We start from the raw sequence: 16,366 nt of genomic DNA on the forward strand, positions 1-16,366 counted from the left end.
TAAAATCCATGTATCTAGAGGCGCGCGCAGGGCCGTGTTTTCGCGGTTTTGTATGCGATAGGTTGAAAGGCCGTCCGCTTAAGGAACGGCCTTTCGTCATGCGAAAGCAGGAGAGCATCTGGGATGACCAAGCGGGTCGCATTGATAACCGGCATTACGGGCCAGGATGGTAGTTATTTGGCCAGTCTCCTTGTCTCGAAGGGCTATGAAGTCCATGGCCTTATGCGCCGCTCATCTTCGCTGAACACAGACCGTATCGGGCATCTCTATCAAGAAGAGCAGGATGCGACCTCGCAGGTTCGGATGCACTTTGGCGACATGAGCGATGGGGCAAGTCTGTTCCGTGTGCTGAAAGAGGTAAAGCCTGACGAGGTCTACAATCTGGCAGCCCAAAGCCATGTCAAGGTGAGCTTCGACAAGCCCGAATACACGACGGATGTGAATGCGACCGGCGTTCTGAGGCTTCTCGAAGCTATTCGCCTTCTCGATATGGGCGAGTCCATACGCTTTTATCAGGCGTCGACCTCGGAGCTCTTTGGCAATGTTCAGGAAACACCTCAGAGCGAGACCACGCCGTTTCGTCCGCGTAGTCCATATGCGATCTCAAAGCACTTCGCATTCCAGACTGTGGTGAATTATCGCGAGGCCTATGGATTCCATGCTTCGAACGGCATTCTCTTCAACCACGAAGGCCCCAAGCGCGGCGAGAATTTCGTGAGCCGAAAGATAACGCGAGCGGTTGCTGCTATCTGCCATGGGGTTCAGGACAAGCTCTATCTGGGAAATATCAATTCCCGACGCGATTGGGGGCACGCGCGTGACTACGTCGAGGGGATGTGGCTCATGCTGCAGAAGGACACGCCGGGCGATTATGTACTCGCCACGGGTGAGGAGCATTCCGTGAGGGACTTCGTTAAAACCGCCTTCGACGTTGTGGGCCGACCTATCGAATGGAACGGGGTGGGGCTTGACGAGAAAGGGATCGACAGGAAGACCGGTAAGGTGCTCATTGAGATTGACCCCCAGTATTATCGTCCTGCGGAAGTAAACTCGCTCGTCGGCAATGCCTCCAAAGCGCGAGACGAGCTTGGCTGGACGCACAGAACCAGCTTCAAGGAGCTGGTTGTCGAGATGGTGGAATCGGATCTTCAGCGTCTTGCAAGTGCCGGGATGTCGCGAGTCTGAGGACATAGAGGCGGCTGACAGAGTAGGCGCTGGCTTGTTGCTGGCGATTGCGCGGGTGGCTCGGCAAAGAGATGTAAACCGAGGGCGCTCTGATCCTTTGGCTTTCCTGCTTTGTATTGCCGGATTGAAAGTTGGTTTTGTATAGGCCTGCGTCTTAAATCTCCGCTTTCTTCTTCAAGCTCGGACATTTGCATGACAATCCTTGTCACTGGTGCAGCAGGATTTATTGGATACCACCTATGCCGATATTTGGTCGCGCGAGGCGAACAGGTGGTCGGCGTTGATGACCTGAATCCTTATTACGATCCGAGATTGAAAAGGGCACGCCTCAGCCTATTGAATGAATGTGCAGCTTTTACCTTTATCGAAGGCGACATTTCTCAGCTCGATCTTCCCAAGGCATTGCATGGAACGAGAATAAGTAAAGTCGTTCATCTCGCGGCGCAGGCGGGTGTTCGATATTCTTTGGATAATCCCCGAGCGTATGTGAAGTCCAATCTTGTTGGGCATCTGGAGATTCTCGAATTGTGTCGGAATCTCGGTGACCTGGATCATCTGGTCTATGCGTCTTCAAGTTCCGTGTACGGCGGAAACGAGAAAGTGCCTTTCAGTGAGGATGACAACGTCGATCATCCCGTGTCTCTTTACGCGGCGACAAAGAAGTCGGATGAACTGATGAGCTATGCATATGCTCATCTTTACGGAATTCGGCAGACGGGGCTGAGATTTTTCACGGTTTATGGTCCCTGGGGGCGACCGGACATGGCGTACTGGCTTTTCACTGAGGCAATACTTCAGGGAAAACCGGTTAGAGTTTTCAACAATGGTGAGATGTGGCGCGACTTCACCTACATTGATGACATCGTGCAGGGGATTGTCGCGGTTCTGGATCATCCTCCTCAAGGCACACCACCGCATCAAATTTATAATCTCGGCAACAATCGGCCTGAGAATCTCATGCATTTTCTCGATGTGCTGGAGGATATTGTTGGAGTTAAAGCGGTTCGGCGCTTCGAACCCATGCAACCGGGAGATGTTATTCGTACATATGCGGATATATCGAGAATTCAGCGGGATGTCGGCTTCAACCCATCGACTGATATCAGGGCCGGGCTGACTCGATTTGTCGACTGGTACAAGCAATACCACATATGAGCCCATACGCTTGGGAACGATGAATATGCTTGGCTGATCTGCCTCATAGACATCCGCAGGCAAAACGTTGACTAATAAGCGTTGGGTTGAAATTGATCAGGTGCGGGACCTTGATGATCGGCGCGGAGTTGGTTTTTTCATGGCTCGCCCGGATAAGCCTTGTTGCGGCAAATTAACCTAGAAGTCCGCTAAAGAATGAGATTTGGTTTGCGTAGCGTTAGATTTTAATGTGATTGCTTCGTTCGCCAATTGCAGATTCCGTGGGGCGGAAAGCGATGATCTATCCTGTGATACTTTCGGGCGGCGTCGGGTCGCGGCTTTGGCCTACCTCGCGCGCGCTTTACCCGAAGCAACTGCTGCCTCTCGTCTCCGAAAAAGCCATGCTGCTCGAGACGGCCATTCGCGTCGTGGGTAAAGACTTCGCCGCCCCCCTCATCGTCTCGAACGACGAGCACCGGTTCATCATCGCGCAACAGATGCAGGAAGCGGGCATTACGCCGCTCGCTCATATCCTGGAACCGGTGGGCCGCAATACGGCGCCTGCGGCTGCTGCCGCTGCGGCCTTCGTCCAGGCGCGGGACCCCCGGGGACTACTGCTGATCCTTCCGGCCGATCACCACATCGCGAATGTAGATGCCTTCCACGCTGCCATTGTGCGGGGCGCCGAACTCGCCAATGCGGGCAAGCTCGTTACATTCGGTGTGCTGCCGACGGGCCCCGAAACAGGCTATGGCTATATCAAACGGGGCGAGGCGCTTCCCGGTGGGGATGCCTATGCGGTGGAATGTTTCGTCGAGAAGCCGGATGTCGATACGGCGCGCCAGTATCTCTACGATGGCGGTTATGACTGGAATGCCGGCATATTCATGTTCCGAGTAGACACCATCATCGAGGAAATGCGCGCGCGTTGCCCGGAGATTGCGGCCTGTGCCGCCGAAGCGGTCGTCAAGGGGACGCGCGATCTCGATTTTCTCCGGCTCGAGCAGGCCTCCTTTTCCGCGTGTCCTTCGGACTCCATCGACTACGCCGTGATGGAACACACGTCTTCGGCAGCGGTCGTGCCCGTCGACATGGGTTGGAGCGATATCGGTTCGTGGTCGGCGCTCTGGGAGATCGGCGAGAAGGACGAGACGGGAAATGTCGTCAGCGGCGATGTGATCCTTGAGGATACAAAAAACTGCTTCGTGCGATCCGAGGCAGGCCTTACCGCAACGATCGGCGTTGAGAACCTCGTTATCGTGGACACAGGCGACGTTCTGCTCGTTGCCTCGCGTGATCGCGTACAGGATGTGAAGAAGATCGTCGAGCGTGTGGCTGCCGCAGGACGCACCGAGCACCATGCGCATAAGCGCGTTCATCGGCCCTGGGGCTACTATGAGTCCATCAACGAAGGTGAGCGCCATCAGGTGAAACACTTGCTCGTCTATCCGGGCGCATCGCTTTCGCTTCAGATGCATCATCACCGGGCCGAGCACTGGGTGGTGGTGCGAGGCCGCGCCGAAGTCACCGTGGGCAAGGAGTGCCGGATTCTCGAGGAAAACGAGTCCGTCTATATCCCGATTGAGACGACACACCGCCTCTCGAACCCAGGGGGCGAGCCGCTCAGTATTATCGAGGTGCAGTCGGGCTCCTATCTAGGCGAGGACGATATCGTGCGTTTTGACGACGTCTACGGCCGCGAGGTGAAGAAGCCTGCGGCAGAATAATGTTTCTCTCGACCGGATTCATGTGTGCTCCACCGGAAATCACCCGCATTCAGGATTCGACTGTCAACGCCGGGGCAGAGGGGCCGTTCTAAGGTGTTCCATGTTCATTCTGCAATTTCCCCTTTTCCGGTCTCTTGCTGTGCTCGTGGCGGTCACCCTCTATCTTCTTATCCTCTTCGGATCCGTATCGACCGAGCTGGGGCCTCCGAACCTCTTCTCCCATTTTGATAAATTCGTGCACATGACTGCTTGGGCGATCCTGGCGGCTGTGTCCGTGCTTGCCTTGCGCCACAGACAGGCCTGCCTCATCGGCGCGGTGCTCCTTTTTGTAAGCAGTGGCGCCGTGGAGCTGGTACAGGCCTACATACCCGGCAGGACAGCGTCATACGGAGACCTACTCGCCAACGCGCTCGGAATTTTTCTGGGTGGCTTTTTGGCTTGGTCCTATATTTGGCAACGGCTAACGACGCACACACAGGCTTAGTGTGATTGCCAAAAAACCTCGATAACTGGCGCGGCGTAGCCGTCTGTGGTGCACATCTCATCTGGTCGTTTTGCAGGGTAGGGTCCCTTTCGAGGGTCTCATTTTCTACTGACGTCTCGTCCGACGTCGAGTGCTAAAGCCGGAAAGTTGGTGGCCTTGTTGGTGTGCTGACATGCGATCAAATATTACGGTCTAGTCCGCCGGGATGCGATCGGAAAGACGGACCGGGTTGTTGCCATTGACTGGTGCTGGCGCGCGATTCCCGGAGGCGTCTGAGAGTCGCTTCAATTTTGTTTGATAAAGGGCGGTCAGTATTTCCGAATAATGTCGCTCGCCGGTATCGCGCAGATTGGGCTTCTGCAGAGAAAGGCGTGCTAGGAACCGCCTGTTGTTTGCGTACAAACCCTCCAGCACGGCGGGATCGGTGGTCTGGTCGATTGCGCGGCGGAGGCTCGAGCAACCCAGGACCGGGCTTGAATAGGCTCCAATGGCCTCGCCGTTGGCACTCCTCACGATCCAGGGTGCGACTGGTCTCGCTTGGGCGTGGCTGTTCGTTGGCTTCGCTGCACTTTCGCTGGCCGGCTTGCCGTTGGCCTCAGAACGAGCCTTCGTTCGGGGCAGGCTGTCATAGAGCGTTAGCCCGAAGGGCGTCCCCAATGTCGCCAGAGCTCGTTTTGTAGCATCGGTTTCGGCGGCTTTCAGTGCTTGTCCATGCGCTTCTCCCAAGTGCGCCCCCAGCCCGTGGCCGACACCGCTTCCTTCGCGGACGATTGTCTCGTCTTTCGTACGAATGCAAAGGCGAACACGTGCGGTATAGGTGCAGGCGGGTTTGCCATCGTAACGGCCCTGCCAAACGATTTGTGCGGTGAGCGTGACCCGATCCCAGTGCTCAGGACCGAATATGTGATTGGCCTGCTGAATTACATACCAACCTTCCAAATAGGACAGGATGGTACCGTTCTCCTCCCTCGTTTTGATGGCATCGGAAGGTGGCGCCGTCTCTAGGGATTTTCTCTGCTTTAGGGTGAAGGCCATCGGGTTTCTCCTTTTTGGCTTTACGCGATCCGGATGCTGATTGAGGGCTTCGGGGAGCCGAGAGTCGCGCCGTCGACGCGCGACCCCGCCTTCAGCGCCTCGCCGAGCGTGGCGCGGTCGAGCTTTGGCGGTTGCGGTTTCCAATAGTCTGAAGGGATCCGCGTTTCGTCCTCGATGACGACGCCGGGAGGTGAGCTTCTCAGCGATACGGTAAAATCGGGCTCGGTAATCCGTTTGATGTCGGCACGGGACATCACATCTGCGACTAGCCGCCGCTTGCGTTCGGCACGGTCCTGAAACCGGTCCAAGCGCGCCTTGAGGGCCTCCAAGCGCGACTTTAGCCCGATGATCAGACTCAGGTCCTCCTCTCGCGACCGAAGGATGGTGGCAAGTGCCTCATTGAGCCCCGTCTCGCCTTCCAGCGTGTCCGATAGCGTTTCGTCATCGAGATCCGGAAAATCGGCCAGAAGTCGCTCTTTCAAGAAGGTATGGGCATGAAATTCGGCCGCTAGGGCGGGAGGAAGCGGTGCGTGTTCGTTGTTGGCGGGGCCCGCGTTAGGTGCCTCGGTGATTGGGACGTCCGGTGTCACTGGTAGCGAAATATCTGTTTGGCTCATGGTTTTGACCCCTTTTTATTCAGTTTCGAATGGAAATGTGCCATCCTGTCCAAAAGAGTCAACTCAAAACAACTCGTTTTCGATTTAAAAAGGGTCGTTCATGATATATTCCGCTCAGATTCGCGCGGCCCGGGGCCTTCTCGATTGGTCCCGCGATGAACTGGTCGACGCAAGTGGCCTTAGCCGATCGACCCTGCAGCGCATGGAGCGTGGTGACGGGATCGCGACGGGGCATGCAAGCAATCTCTGGCAAGTGCAGCAGGTGCTGGAGGCGGCCGGCATCATCTTTCTGCCTGCGGATCAATCCGGGGGTCCGGGAGTCCGCGTCAGAACGACCTCATAAAACTTGTCCCCGATATCCCCGTCATTCTTCATCCAACCAGAAGAAGAGAAATCTGGTTGCTGTTGTGGTGGTGCAGGGAGTTGCGGGGACAGAAGAACATTCGCTGGTTGACAGGGGTCCCAAAAGGGAGCGCCGCGCCCGGTTTCACGGGAGTAAAGCGAGGGGCCGGGTGGCAGGTCGCCGGTTGGGACCAAACTGCTTTTCAGTGGAGAACTCTGCAAGTTAATCTGTTTTGCAGAGGGGACCTTTCGCCCGGCTTTCGCTTCGACGCCAATGGAGACCGGTTCTTATTTTCCAGAGACGGCTTCACATGTGGCTGTTTTTAGAATGATCTGTCGCTGGGTCCGGCTCTATCGGAGAGATCGTTTTTTTGGGCGACCTTAACAGACCCGATCCCGTGATTAGACGGCATCTTTTGGAGGGGATGGCAAGTGGCCAGAAGAAGACGCGCTGGCTGGCGGATTGCTGCGAAATTACCGCAGGTCGTGATCGCCACAGTGCTTTTGCTTCTTTTCGTATATTTCGGCATTTCGTCTTTTGCGGAGTGGCCCGCAAACGTCACCGTCCCCTCGGCCGGCTCCTCATCCGTCGTCCTTGGCGAGGCTTACGTGATCGATGGAGACACGCTTCGGATCAAAGGTACCAAAGTAAGGCTGTCTGGCGTTGCGGCGCCTGAAAGCCATGAACCTGGGGGGGGCGGTGGCTACGCGCTTTATGCAGCGAAACCTCAATGGGCGCGAACTGCGTTGCGAGCTCAGCGGGCAGACGAGTTATGATCGGCAAGTCGGCCGATGCTATCTCGATGGAAGCGACGTCGCGCAGATGCTGATTTCCGAAGGGCTCGCCCGGGACTGCCCGCGCTACTCCGGCGGGCGGTATGCGCGGTTTGAACAGCCCAACGCTCTCTCTCTCCCAATGCCTGTTTATTGCCAGCCAAGGTAGGAGCTCGCGCGTTATGGTCGGACTTCTCTACCTTACTTTCGCGGGATTTCTCATCTCCGCAATGGGGGCTTTGGCTTTTCCCGCATTTCCGCGGACGGGAAGGGCGACCTTGCTTGCGGGTGCCACGATTCTTCTCATGGCATTGGTTGCGGCATTTTTGGATTTGCTTTGGGACAAGATCGGCTAACACCGTCCTGGGCCGGACGGCCTTCTCTTGCGCCGGCACGAGTTTCTCGCGATTGCGGTTTTTGCCTATTTGCGCTTCGGTGCGTTCTCGAGAAGAGTACCCGGGCTTACCCCCAATGCCTTTGCGATCTTCTCAAGAATTGTAACTGTCGGGTTGCGCACACCTCGCTCGATGCCGCTTACATAGGTGCGATGAAGGCCGCATTCGAAAGCAAACTCCTCCTGCGACCAGCCTTTGTCGCGTCTTAATCGTTGGACGTTGAGTCCGAGTCGCCGCCTGATTTCCATGAGGACAATCGGAGGCCTGTGCATACGATTAGACTACAGCCTATAAGTCACATTATGCTTTTGCTGGTTTTGCCAGGTGCGAGAAGGCTTGCGTCGGTCCTGAGCGTGATCGGACGTTCTACTTTCGACTGGACTTCTTGCTCATGCGAAGCGGTACTAACGGTGCCCCGATGGGTGAGTATGTCTAAGGTCAGGGAAGTACGCTGTGGAAGAAGAAAAGCGAGATCTTCTGAATCGGCTCTTTGCCGTTGCGAGTGATGTTCTGGAGCGCGCGCACGAGGCGGCAATGACGGGGCAGGCACCTGACCTGGACGACAAGACAGCATCTCTTTGCGGGCGGCAGCTTGCGAGAGCGGCGGAGGACATCGGCGCTGTTGCAGATACTATCCGGCAGCTTGTAAAGCCGCAGAATGAGATCCCGTCTTCAGAGCAATAGAGACCAATAAATCGACCTGATGCTGCCTCCAGAGCCGTCGCTCTTCTGACGCGAATCTCATGCTGCGCCTGACTACACCGGACAGAAAAACCACTATCGAGACGCGTGGCGCCTGCGTGTTGCCAGGTATCTGGCGTGCCGGGCGTTGGTCCTTCTCTTGTCTTTCTGAACACTAATCATCTACAGACTATAAGTCACATTTTTCTGGACTTGCCGCCAATGCTGAGCGTCAATGCCCTGGAAACATGCGTAGTGCTGCCTTGGGTGGCCAAGGCGCAGAAAGGGATGATCAGGCCCAAGGAAAGGCAAGGAGGGATGATATTGAGCAGGCTCTTAATTCTGATGGCGGCATGTCTGATGTTGTTGTCTTGCGGTACGCCGCCGACGGCGGAGCAACTGAGGAACGCGGATCACGGGGCACCGCCGGGACCGGGGCACCAGCAGGTGATCAAGGACTGGTACGCCGAGCGCCTTATCGATCCGACGAGCCCGCTCTACACCTTCGGGACGCCGGTCAGGGGGTATACGCAGGAGAACCCAATCTACGGCAGCAAGCTCGAGTTCGGCTGGATCGTCTGTGGGACAGTGAACGCCAAGAACCGCATGGGCGGCTATACGGGCCGCGAGACCTTCTTCACCCTCTTCAAGAATGACGAGCTTCGCTTCATCTACACAGGCTCCACCGCGGCGGATGCCTGTGCCAGGGCAGGGGCCTGAGCCATGGCGGGGATCGAGCATCTGATTGGGCCGGGCGAGGTTGTGGTCTACCGGGGGCGCTTCGGTGCGATGCGTGTTCTCTACGAGGCAATGGCAGTCGCGATCGGCCTCGGGGTGGGGGTGCTCACTGGGCCCGGCATCCTGCTCGCCATCTTGTTCCTAGGGGTTTGGCTCTATAGCGAGCGCGGGCTCCGGAGGATCGTCGTGACGAACCAGCGGGTGATCCACAAGCAGGGCTGGATCAGGCCCCGGGTGGACGAGATCGCGCTCTCCCAGGTCGAGAGCATCAAGAACAACGGCCAGCGGATCGTCATCATCGGAAGCGGCGGCACCAAGCTCAAGCTTCCCGCCTATATCGCCGATGAGACCGGGCTCGGCCGGGCCATCCGCCAGGGGCGGCTGGCCCCGCAGGGGGTAACGCCTCAGGGGGCCACATCACCAGGGATCACGCCTGTCCCCCTTTCGATGGCAGAGGTGGCCGGAGCGGCTGCGGGAACGCCCACGGCAACTCCCATGGGCGACAGCTCTGCCGCTCAGGCTCATGCCTCACTGCAGGGGTCCTCTGACTCAGCACTTCAAGGGAGCGGGGCGGGGGCTAAGGTGGCGGCGGGAGCCACCGCCGCCGCAAGCCCCGGGAAGCCCCCGCTGTGGAAGCGGCCTGCCTTTGTCGTGATCGCCTGTCTTCTGGGGTGGCCCTTTCTGATCATGCTCTTTGTGGCAGACGAGGGGGCGTCTGGCGGCGCAGGCGGTGAATCCGCAACGCCATCCGTGCAGCAAGCAGGTCTTGCGATGGCGGAGGCGGCAGCGGCAAGCGAGACGACACCCACCGGGGCGGAGGCGGCGCCTACTGATGATCAGGGTGCACTCCCTGAGGCCGTTCTCACGGTCACGGAAGCCGATGCACTCCCTTATGCGAGACGCTCGATTGTTGTTCGCCTCTCAGATGAGATCGATGAAGCGAGTATCATCGAGATCGGCAAGCTCCTGCAGGCCGAAGCACCTCGCTACCGCAGCACCTATGTTGACTTCTACCTGCCGCAGATGGTCGAGGGAGCGGGTGCCTGGGCCTCGCTTCATCTCGAGCGCGGACAGCCGCCCGAGTTACTGGGGCTTAGAGACACCTCTGGCCTCGGCAAGGCCGCAGAAGCTGCCGGGAGCGGCGGCGACGTCATCGGCAAGTGGCGAGATGATCGGCCTTACGTCAAAAGCCTCATGGTGATCCGCGAGATGGGCGGCGGTGCCGTCCTCACCCGCACATTCGCCAATGGCGAGGTGATGGAGCAGCGCCTCACAGAACGGAAGGCAAGCGCAGGTCGGCGCTTTGACATCGTCACCGACGATGCCAACGACTTTGGCGAATATCTCCTCCTCCGCGCTGACGGCGCGCTCGCCTTCCACGACAATGAGGGGCTCATATTTATAGCGAGGAAGGCGGAGTGAGCGGCGAGGGACGCAGAGAGAAAACTCTCCCTGAGCCTCCGGTTAGGAGCTGTGGTCTGTCGATACGCTCGCCCAGAATGCACGAAGGTCTAAATCTCAAATCCGTGCCCTCTTGCAACAACCTGTGGGTAACTAAATGTCGGCCGCGGCAGGGCTGGTGGAGCGCCCTATTCCGCAGAGGTGTCACCTTTCTCGGGCAAAGCGCCTTCTTCATCCATAGCAAACAACTATTCGCGGTCACCTACGGTAGAAATCGTTGAGCCTGCCGTGAAACATGGTGACGGCCGAAATTATCTCCGAATGTTGCACGAAAAGCGCAGAGCCTTGCTACGGACTCCGAGAGAAAGTGCGGAGCGTTTCAACGTCTGCAAAGTGCCCTAAGTAAAGAGGTGCCGGCTGTCCGGACATACGAGGGGTAGTGGCACAAGGCGGACCCGCTCAGTTTCACTGCAAATTCCGTCCGCCTACGTTGTATCCCAACCACAACCACTTGTGGTGCGGTTCGCAACTACAACAGGCAATTTGATTGTATCTCGGATAGCCGAAACGTCGCTTCCCCTTTCACCCGGGTAGTGGGTTGGGGCGACGGCGCTCGACCGTCTTCTGCACGAAAGGCATCATGAATATTTGAATGCTGCGGGCGGGGGGCAATGCGGATGGACTTCATTACAGACCAAACGGCGCGCTTTATTGAGGACGTGCAAAAGGTTACGACGGTTGAAGAGCTAATGTCGCTTCTGCAGCTCGTTCTGCCGGGGCTCGGGGTTCACCATTTCACGTTGGGGGAACTAAGGCCGGAGGCCGGGGAAAGCTTCGCGGGAACCTTTCCGGAGGAATGGACGAACCGCTATGTCGAGAGGCAGTACGTCTTTAGAGACCCCGTCCATCTGAAGCTTTTCCATGACCGGGAGGGCTTCTGTTGGGATGAGAAGCGTCTTGTGGCCGACCGTCTGCTCAATCGCAAGAGCGAGATCGTCTTCAAGGAAGGCTGCGATTTCGGCCTTCATGAGGGCTTTACGCATATTTTGCCGAGTCTCGGTGGCAATATTGCGATCGCGTCTTTCGCGGGCGAGAGGGTGGAACAGGACCCAAAGACGCTTCCCGCAATGCACCTCATTGCGCTCTACATGCATGCGAAGTTCAAGGAATTGGCCGCTCCCCAGGAGCTCCCCGACAGCGAATTGCTTTCACTTACTCCGCGCGAAAGGGAGTGCCTGGAATGGGCAGGACAGGGCAAGACCGATTGGGAGATTGCGCAAATCCTCGGAATCAAGGAGACCACCGTTCATTCGCATATCGAGAACGCAAAGCGGAGGCTCAAGGTTGGGACGCGCATCCAGGCCGTCGTGCGTTCCGCACGCTTCGGCCTGATCCAATGCTAGTCACGGAGGGCGCGCTGCCCTTCATCTGACAATGCGCGCTCGACCGGTCCTGTCTCTCCCCTGATCGGAGGATAGAGCCCGTCACCGGCGCCGTGCTCCGATCCTGCTCCAACAGGAAAACGGGGGAGCACCAAATGATCTTCCTGATAAATGCGGCAAATGCCGCGCTCTATGCCGATGAAATGGAGCAGATTCAAGCACTTCGCTACGAAGTGCTCGTGAAGGACCTCAAATGGGAGGGCCTCACCTCGGCTGGCGGTCGGGAAAGCGACCGTTTCGACGGGCCGAACGCCGTCTATATCGGCATTCGCGAAGGCGATGAAGTGGTCGCGGCGATCCGGCTCAACAAGGCGGACCGGCCCACGCTTACCTCGGAGATATTTCCTCATCTCGTTCAGTTCCGGGCGCCGCCGGCCGGAGAGCGCGTCTTCGACGTGACACGGCTCGTGGTCTTGCCAGGGCGAGGGAAGACCTTCCGGAAGAACCGCTACAGCTTCGATCTTCTCTGCGCGGCGATGGAGTTCGGCCTCGCCGGAAAGCTCGACTGTTTTACGGCGGTCATGCCGACCCGGTTCTTCGAGCTTTTGCAGCATACGGGCAGCGGCATCTACCCGTTAGGCTTTCCGGCTGGAGAGGGCAGCGATGAGCATCTTGCGGTCGTCATTCCGGTCGTTCCCCGCACGCTCGATTGCCTCTACCGCTTCACCGGCAATAGCGAGCCGCGGTTGCTCTCGCTGCAGGGGGCGCCCCTCTCGGCGCGGGAAGCAATCTCCGCTCTCTCCGCTTAAGGAAAATTCTCATGACAAACCTGAAGACAGTTCCTGCGGCAATGCCGCAGGCGTTCATCGATCAGATCCTCGAGACCGACGGATGCGTCGTCATCGAGGGACTCTTGCCCAGCGCCACCATCGATCTGGTCGCGGCGGAGCTCGGGTCCTATTTCCAGAAGGCCGAGTTCGGGGAGGGCCGTTTCTTCGGCTATCAGACCAAGAGGCTCGGTTCGATCCTGCGGAAGTCGCCGAGCGCCTGCCAGTTCCTCGCACACCCTTTGATCCTGCAGACCATGCAAGGGCTGCTCGGCCCATATTGCGAGAGGTTCCAGCTCAACATCTCGCAGGCGATCTCAATCCATCCCGGTGAGCCCGCCCAGGTCCTTCATCGTGACGATGAAATGTTCCCCTGCGAGGGCTTTACCGGCGAACGCATGGTCAATGCGCTCTGGGCGCTTGATGAGTTCACCACGACGAATGGCGGCACCCAGCTCGTCATGGGGAGTCACAAATGGGACCGGGCGCGCGAGCCAGAACCGCACGAGGTGATCCAGGCGGAAATGAAAAAGGGGTCCGTCCTGATCTACCGGGGGTCGCTTATCCATGCAGGCGGCGCCAACAACTCGTCCGCGCCGAGGCCGGGTCTTGTCTTTGGCTACAACCTCGGCTGGCTGCGGCAGGCCGAGAACCAGTACCTCGCCTATCCGCCCGAGATCGCGAAATACCTGCCGCCTGAAGTCCAGAACCTGATCGGCTACGCCGTTCACCGGCCGAATCTCGGGCTTTTCGAATGCGAAGACCCGGCAGAGGCGCTGCAGCCCAGGCGCCCCACGCGCTTCGGCTCACGCGACTACTTCACGCCTGAGCAGGAAGAGCTGCTCCAGCAACGTCTCGGATAACACCTGCGACAGCCTCCATCTCATACGCAAGGAAGGAATACCTCATGATTGAAATCATTCAGGAAGAAACCGCCCACCTCCACTTGGCGCAGATGGCCGCCCTTGAGACCCTGAGGTGGAATGTCGAGAAGGGCACGGGCATATTCCGGCTCACCGCGAAAGCGCCACTTACACAGGACTTTGCCAACTCGCGCTATCTTCATTTCATCATGTATGAAGAGGGTGAGGCGGTCGGCGCGGTAACGGTGATGCGCAGCGATCAGTCGACGGCGAGCGCGTCGGACCATTTCGCATTCATGAAGCAGTTCAAGAAGTTTCCATTCGGCGCCGATGTTCTCGACATTGTCGAGTTCATTGTCACCTATCCAGAGGACGAGAAGGTCCTGCTCGCCCATCGCGTGAACGAACTCCTGCGCGCACTCTATGAGTTCGCAGTGGAGGAGCGTTCGGAATACTTCATCTCGATCCTCAAGGCGCCGTTCTTCTCGACGCTGCTTTCGATCGGCTTTCCTGTCCACGCGCTGAGTTTCCCAATCAAGGTGGAGGACGAGTTTGTGGTTTGCGTCCAGATACCCGTCCGGGAAAAAGAACTGCAGTCCTTGCGCAGGCTGACCAGCCGCGGCATGCCAAGGGCCGAAGAACACCAATGTTCGGTGCCGCCCGTGTATCGGGGGAACAAATACGAAGCTTTGAGTGCTGTTCGCTAGGAAGAACGGGTTTCGCCTGGACAAGCAAGGTATCAAGCTGCCCCGGCGGCTTGATACCCTGCGCCGGAACTGTCGTTTAGCCATCTATCGAAGACTTCAAACAACAATGCCCTGGCAATGGGAGCAAGTGATGTCTGGCCGCAGGGAAAAGGATGATGATGTTGCGGAGGTGAGCGTGCCGCAGCGTCTCAGCGACACGGAAACTGACCTGCTTTTTGCGCAGACGCGGCTGGCCTCGATCGAGGGCGATGTTCCCTTCGAGGATCTCATTTTCATTCGCCGCTTGATCGGGACAGCTTTCGAGCAACTGAAAGCCCTGAGGAGCACGATGCTGCAATGAAAAGCGACATTCTACGCCAAACAGAGCTACAGACTGTTCGCGATTTCTATCAACAGGCTACGCGCCGCTCTCACGGCACCTTGCATGGACGAACTGGCGGTTCGCTCTTGCTCTTCCAGGTTCAGGAGCCCCAAGTCGACAATTTCGCGCGCTTCCGTTTCCGAAATCGTACCCTTCTGCGTCAGGAGAAACAGGAGATTTATCGATAGGACAAAGGCACCCAATCCGGCGCCGTCCTTAACATCCCGGTTCATGCTACCCTCCTTTCGGAACAGCAGCATGATCCTAAAGCGGGAACTTCTAAGCCGAGGTCAACTTAATCGTTAAGGTTGAATATACTTCTGAAAATAAGGTCCACTTTTGACGCTAAGCCCTCACGCAACAAGAGGAAGCGCAGGCCGCAGCCTTGCCGCGCGCAGCGGACAATTGTTCTTGGAGATCATAAAATCGGGTGAAGAGCGGCGTGGCCCTCGGGCGGATCAGCTCGATGGTGCAGCCGCTTGCATCTGAGTCTTCATCTTCACTTCCATGACATTCAGCTTTGCGGCGTTCACGGCATCAACAACGAAATCTTTGATGGCCGCGCTTCCAGCCTTGATGATTGCATCCGCTGCAGCATCACAGCCCATAACGGCTTCCTTCGTCCCGTAGCCGTGTCCTTTGGCCGACCCTTGGCTTTGGAGCCCTTCGGGACCGATAACCGCGACAATGCCGTCCATGCCGACTTCCGACTCGAGCGTTCCGGTCCAGAACCCCGGAATGACGCCGAAGACACCCTTGATGTTGCCTTCATATACGATGATTTGAGCGTCGAAATTCTGTGCTTCGATCTCGGCAGGCTGAAGCGTCTTGGGCGTAAAGGTCACTTCCTGAAACGAAGACGCGAAGGCGGTCTGCGCAGCTTGCTGATAAGCCTGCTCAAAGTCAGTGGGGAATGTCCATGCACTGCAGGTGTGGCCCTTTGCCTCGACGGTGGACACCCAAGCCCCTGATTGCAGCCAGACGGCATATTTTCCAGGTGTCTTGCTCTGCGAGGCAAAGTCGGTTGGTGAAATTTGCGGCGCGGAAACGGAAACATTTGCACTGCATGCGCCAAGAAGTGAGGCCATCATGACGACGGCGTAATGAAAAGATATCTTCATTATCCCCCCGGATTTCGCTGAACTAGTTGGCCGTGTCCGACGGCGGGTCGACGAGTTTGATGCCTTGAGGCCTGGCCATCTCGGTCGGCAGATTGGAAGCGGGTAGCACGCGCTGATATCCGCCGGAATTCTGGACGATAACGCGCGATCCCTCCGGAATGACAACATCTTTCTTACCGATGTCTTGCACGACCGTCATTGTGACACCGCTCTCAAGTACAACGATATACTCTATGCCGGTTCGGTCAGCGGCGGCTTGTTCTGCCGCGGCACCGATGGCAGCGCCTACGAGGGCACCGGCAGCTGCCGTCCAGATCGACCCGCTTCCAGATCCCGCATAAGAGCCCGCTCCAGCCCCGACGCCAGCCCCAACCAGAGCTCCTGCGCCGGTATTCTGTCCTGTGATGTCAACTTGGCGACTTGAGACGACGGTGCCAAATGACACGGCAGTCGATTTTCCGACTTCGTCGTAGTTGTAGACATTTTGCGACGGCCGCTGAGCGCATGCAGTCACGCCGATCACAAGCATCACCCCCAGAATGATGCGTAAAAATCTATTCATGGAGCCCCCGCTCATCGATTGAATGATTAT

20 protein-coding genes are annotated in these 16,366 nt (G+C 57.6%); 14 read left to right on the plus strand and 6 right to left on the minus strand.

What is annotated here, in order from left to right; genetic code table 11:
- Nucleotides 1-123 precede the first annotated feature (123 nt).
- From gmd to ABJO61_RS00740, 4 genes are all read left to right on the plus strand, one after another.
- Nucleotides 124-1,185 (plus strand): GDP-mannose 4,6-dehydratase, encoded by a 1,062-nt coding sequence (gmd, locus tag ABJO61_RS00725; protein ID WP_348323501.1) that lies wholly within the window; start codon nucleotides 124-126, stop codon nucleotides 1,183-1,185.
- Between the two features lie 192 nt (nucleotides 1,186-1,377).
- Nucleotides 1,378-2,340: an NAD-dependent epimerase/dehydratase family protein gene (locus tag ABJO61_RS00730; RefSeq protein WP_348323503.1), complete on the plus strand. Its 963-nt coding sequence runs from the start codon at nucleotides 1,378-1,380 to the stop codon at nucleotides 2,338-2,340.
- 275 nt (nucleotides 2,341-2,615) lie between these two features.
- On the plus strand, nucleotides 2,616-4,046 hold the full coding sequence (locus tag ABJO61_RS00735) for a mannose-1-phosphate guanylyltransferase/mannose-6-phosphate isomerase (protein WP_348323505.1): 1,431 nt from the start codon (nucleotides 2,616-2,618) through the stop codon (nucleotides 4,044-4,046).
- A 100-nt stretch (nucleotides 4,047-4,146) separates the two neighbouring features.
- The gene (locus ABJO61_RS00740) at nucleotides 4,147-4,530 is read left to right on the plus strand and encodes a VanZ family protein (protein ID WP_348323507.1); all 384 of its coding nucleotides are present in this window, start codon (nucleotides 4,147-4,149) and stop codon (nucleotides 4,528-4,530) included.
- Nucleotides 4,531-4,722: 192 nt separating this feature from the next.
- On the opposite strand, the gene ABJO61_RS00745 is transcribed toward ABJO61_RS00740, so the two are convergent.
- Both ABJO61_RS00745 and ABJO61_RS00750 read right to left on the minus strand, forming a co-directional pair.
- A complete protein-coding gene (locus ABJO61_RS00745; protein WP_348323509.1) occupies nucleotides 4,723-5,565 on the minus strand; it encodes a Rad52/Rad22 family DNA repair protein in 843 nt (280 codons plus the stop codon).
- 20 nt (nucleotides 5,566-5,585) lie between these two features.
- Complete coding sequence (locus tag ABJO61_RS00750; RefSeq protein ID WP_348323511.1) at nucleotides 5,586-6,182, minus strand: siphovirus Gp157 family protein; 597 nt, start codon at nucleotides 6,180-6,182, stop codon at nucleotides 5,586-5,588.
- A gap of 100 nt (nucleotides 6,183-6,282) precedes the next feature.
- On the opposite strand from ABJO61_RS00750, the gene ABJO61_RS00755 reads away from it, so the two are divergent.
- Both ABJO61_RS00755 and ABJO61_RS00760 read left to right on the plus strand, forming a co-directional pair.
- Entirely contained in the window at nucleotides 6,283-6,525 is a 243-nt protein-coding gene (locus tag ABJO61_RS00755) for a helix-turn-helix transcriptional regulator (protein WP_348323513.1), read from the plus strand.
- A gap of 955 nt (nucleotides 6,526-7,480) precedes the next feature.
- Nucleotides 7,481-7,654 carry a hypothetical protein gene (locus ABJO61_RS00760; RefSeq protein ID WP_348323514.1) on the plus strand — a complete coding sequence of 58 codons (174 nt, stop codon included), beginning with the start codon at nucleotides 7,481-7,483 and terminating at the stop codon, nucleotides 7,652-7,654.
- Nucleotides 7,655-7,719: 65 nt separating this feature from the next.
- On the opposite strand, the gene ABJO61_RS00765 is transcribed toward ABJO61_RS00760, so the two are convergent.
- Complete coding sequence (locus ABJO61_RS00765; RefSeq protein WP_348323516.1) at nucleotides 7,720-7,965, minus strand: helix-turn-helix transcriptional regulator; 246 nt, start codon at nucleotides 7,963-7,965, stop codon at nucleotides 7,720-7,722.
- A gap of 181 nt (nucleotides 7,966-8,146) precedes the next feature.
- Here ABJO61_RS00765 and ABJO61_RS00770 point away from each other — a divergent pair, with 181 nt between their 5' ends.
- The 8 genes from ABJO61_RS00770 to ABJO61_RS00805 all read left to right on the plus strand — a co-directional run bounded on the left by ABJO61_RS00770 (nucleotide 8,147) and on the right by ABJO61_RS00805 (nucleotide 14,632).
- The gene (locus ABJO61_RS00770; protein WP_348323518.1) at nucleotides 8,147-8,377 is read left to right on the plus strand and encodes a hypothetical protein; all 231 of its coding nucleotides are present in this window, start codon (nucleotides 8,147-8,149) and stop codon (nucleotides 8,375-8,377) included.
- A gap of 321 nt (nucleotides 8,378-8,698) precedes the next feature.
- A complete protein-coding gene (locus ABJO61_RS00775; protein WP_348323520.1) occupies nucleotides 8,699-9,094 on the plus strand; it encodes a hypothetical protein in 396 nt (131 codons plus the stop codon).
- Between the two features lie 3 nt (nucleotides 9,095-9,097).
- Complete coding sequence (locus ABJO61_RS00780; protein WP_348323521.1) at nucleotides 9,098-10,534, plus strand: hypothetical protein; 1,437 nt, start codon at nucleotides 9,098-9,100, stop codon at nucleotides 10,532-10,534.
- A gap of 656 nt (nucleotides 10,535-11,190) precedes the next feature.
- A complete protein-coding gene (locus ABJO61_RS00785) occupies nucleotides 11,191-11,916 on the plus strand; it encodes a LuxR family transcriptional regulator (RefSeq protein WP_348323523.1) in 726 nt (241 codons plus the stop codon).
- Nucleotides 11,917-12,050: 134 nt separating this feature from the next.
- Nucleotides 12,051-12,704, plus strand: a complete 654-nt coding sequence (locus tag ABJO61_RS00790; RefSeq protein WP_348323525.1) for an acyl-homoserine-lactone synthase — start codon at nucleotides 12,051-12,053, stop codon at nucleotides 12,702-12,704.
- An 11-nt stretch (nucleotides 12,705-12,715) separates the two neighbouring features.
- Nucleotides 12,716-13,585, plus strand: coding sequence for a phytanoyl-CoA dioxygenase family protein (locus ABJO61_RS00795; RefSeq protein ID WP_348323527.1), 870 nt, complete (start codon nucleotides 12,716-12,718; stop codon nucleotides 13,583-13,585).
- A 44-nt stretch (nucleotides 13,586-13,629) separates the two neighbouring features.
- The gene (locus ABJO61_RS00800) at nucleotides 13,630-14,292 is read left to right on the plus strand and encodes a hypothetical protein (protein ID WP_348323529.1); all 663 of its coding nucleotides are present in this window, start codon (nucleotides 13,630-13,632) and stop codon (nucleotides 14,290-14,292) included.
- A 130-nt stretch (nucleotides 14,293-14,422) separates the two neighbouring features.
- Nucleotides 14,423-14,632 (plus strand): hypothetical protein, encoded by a 210-nt coding sequence (locus ABJO61_RS00805; protein ID WP_348323531.1) that lies wholly within the window; start codon nucleotides 14,423-14,425, stop codon nucleotides 14,630-14,632.
- A 26-nt stretch (nucleotides 14,633-14,658) separates the two neighbouring features.
- Here the strand turns inward: ABJO61_RS00805 and ABJO61_RS00810 are convergent, their stop codons facing one another.
- The 3 genes from ABJO61_RS00810 to ABJO61_RS00820 form a co-directional block, all read right to left on the minus strand.
- Nucleotides 14,659-14,886 carry a hypothetical protein gene (locus ABJO61_RS00810; RefSeq protein ID WP_348323532.1) on the minus strand — a complete coding sequence of 76 codons (228 nt, stop codon included), beginning with the start codon at nucleotides 14,884-14,886 and terminating at the stop codon, nucleotides 14,659-14,661.
- A 225-nt stretch (nucleotides 14,887-15,111) separates the two neighbouring features.
- Nucleotides 15,112-15,774, minus strand: coding sequence for a hypothetical protein (locus tag ABJO61_RS00815; RefSeq protein ID WP_348323534.1), 663 nt, complete (start codon nucleotides 15,772-15,774; stop codon nucleotides 15,112-15,114).
- A gap of 22 nt (nucleotides 15,775-15,796) precedes the next feature.
- Entirely contained in the window at nucleotides 15,797-16,336 is a 540-nt protein-coding gene (locus ABJO61_RS00820; RefSeq protein WP_348323536.1) for a hypothetical protein, read from the minus strand.
- Nucleotides 16,337-16,366 lie beyond the last annotated feature (30 nt).

Source organism: Parvibaculum sp. (assembly GCF_039973015.1).
GTDB lineage: Bacteria > Pseudomonadota > Alphaproteobacteria > Parvibaculales > Parvibaculaceae > Parvibaculum.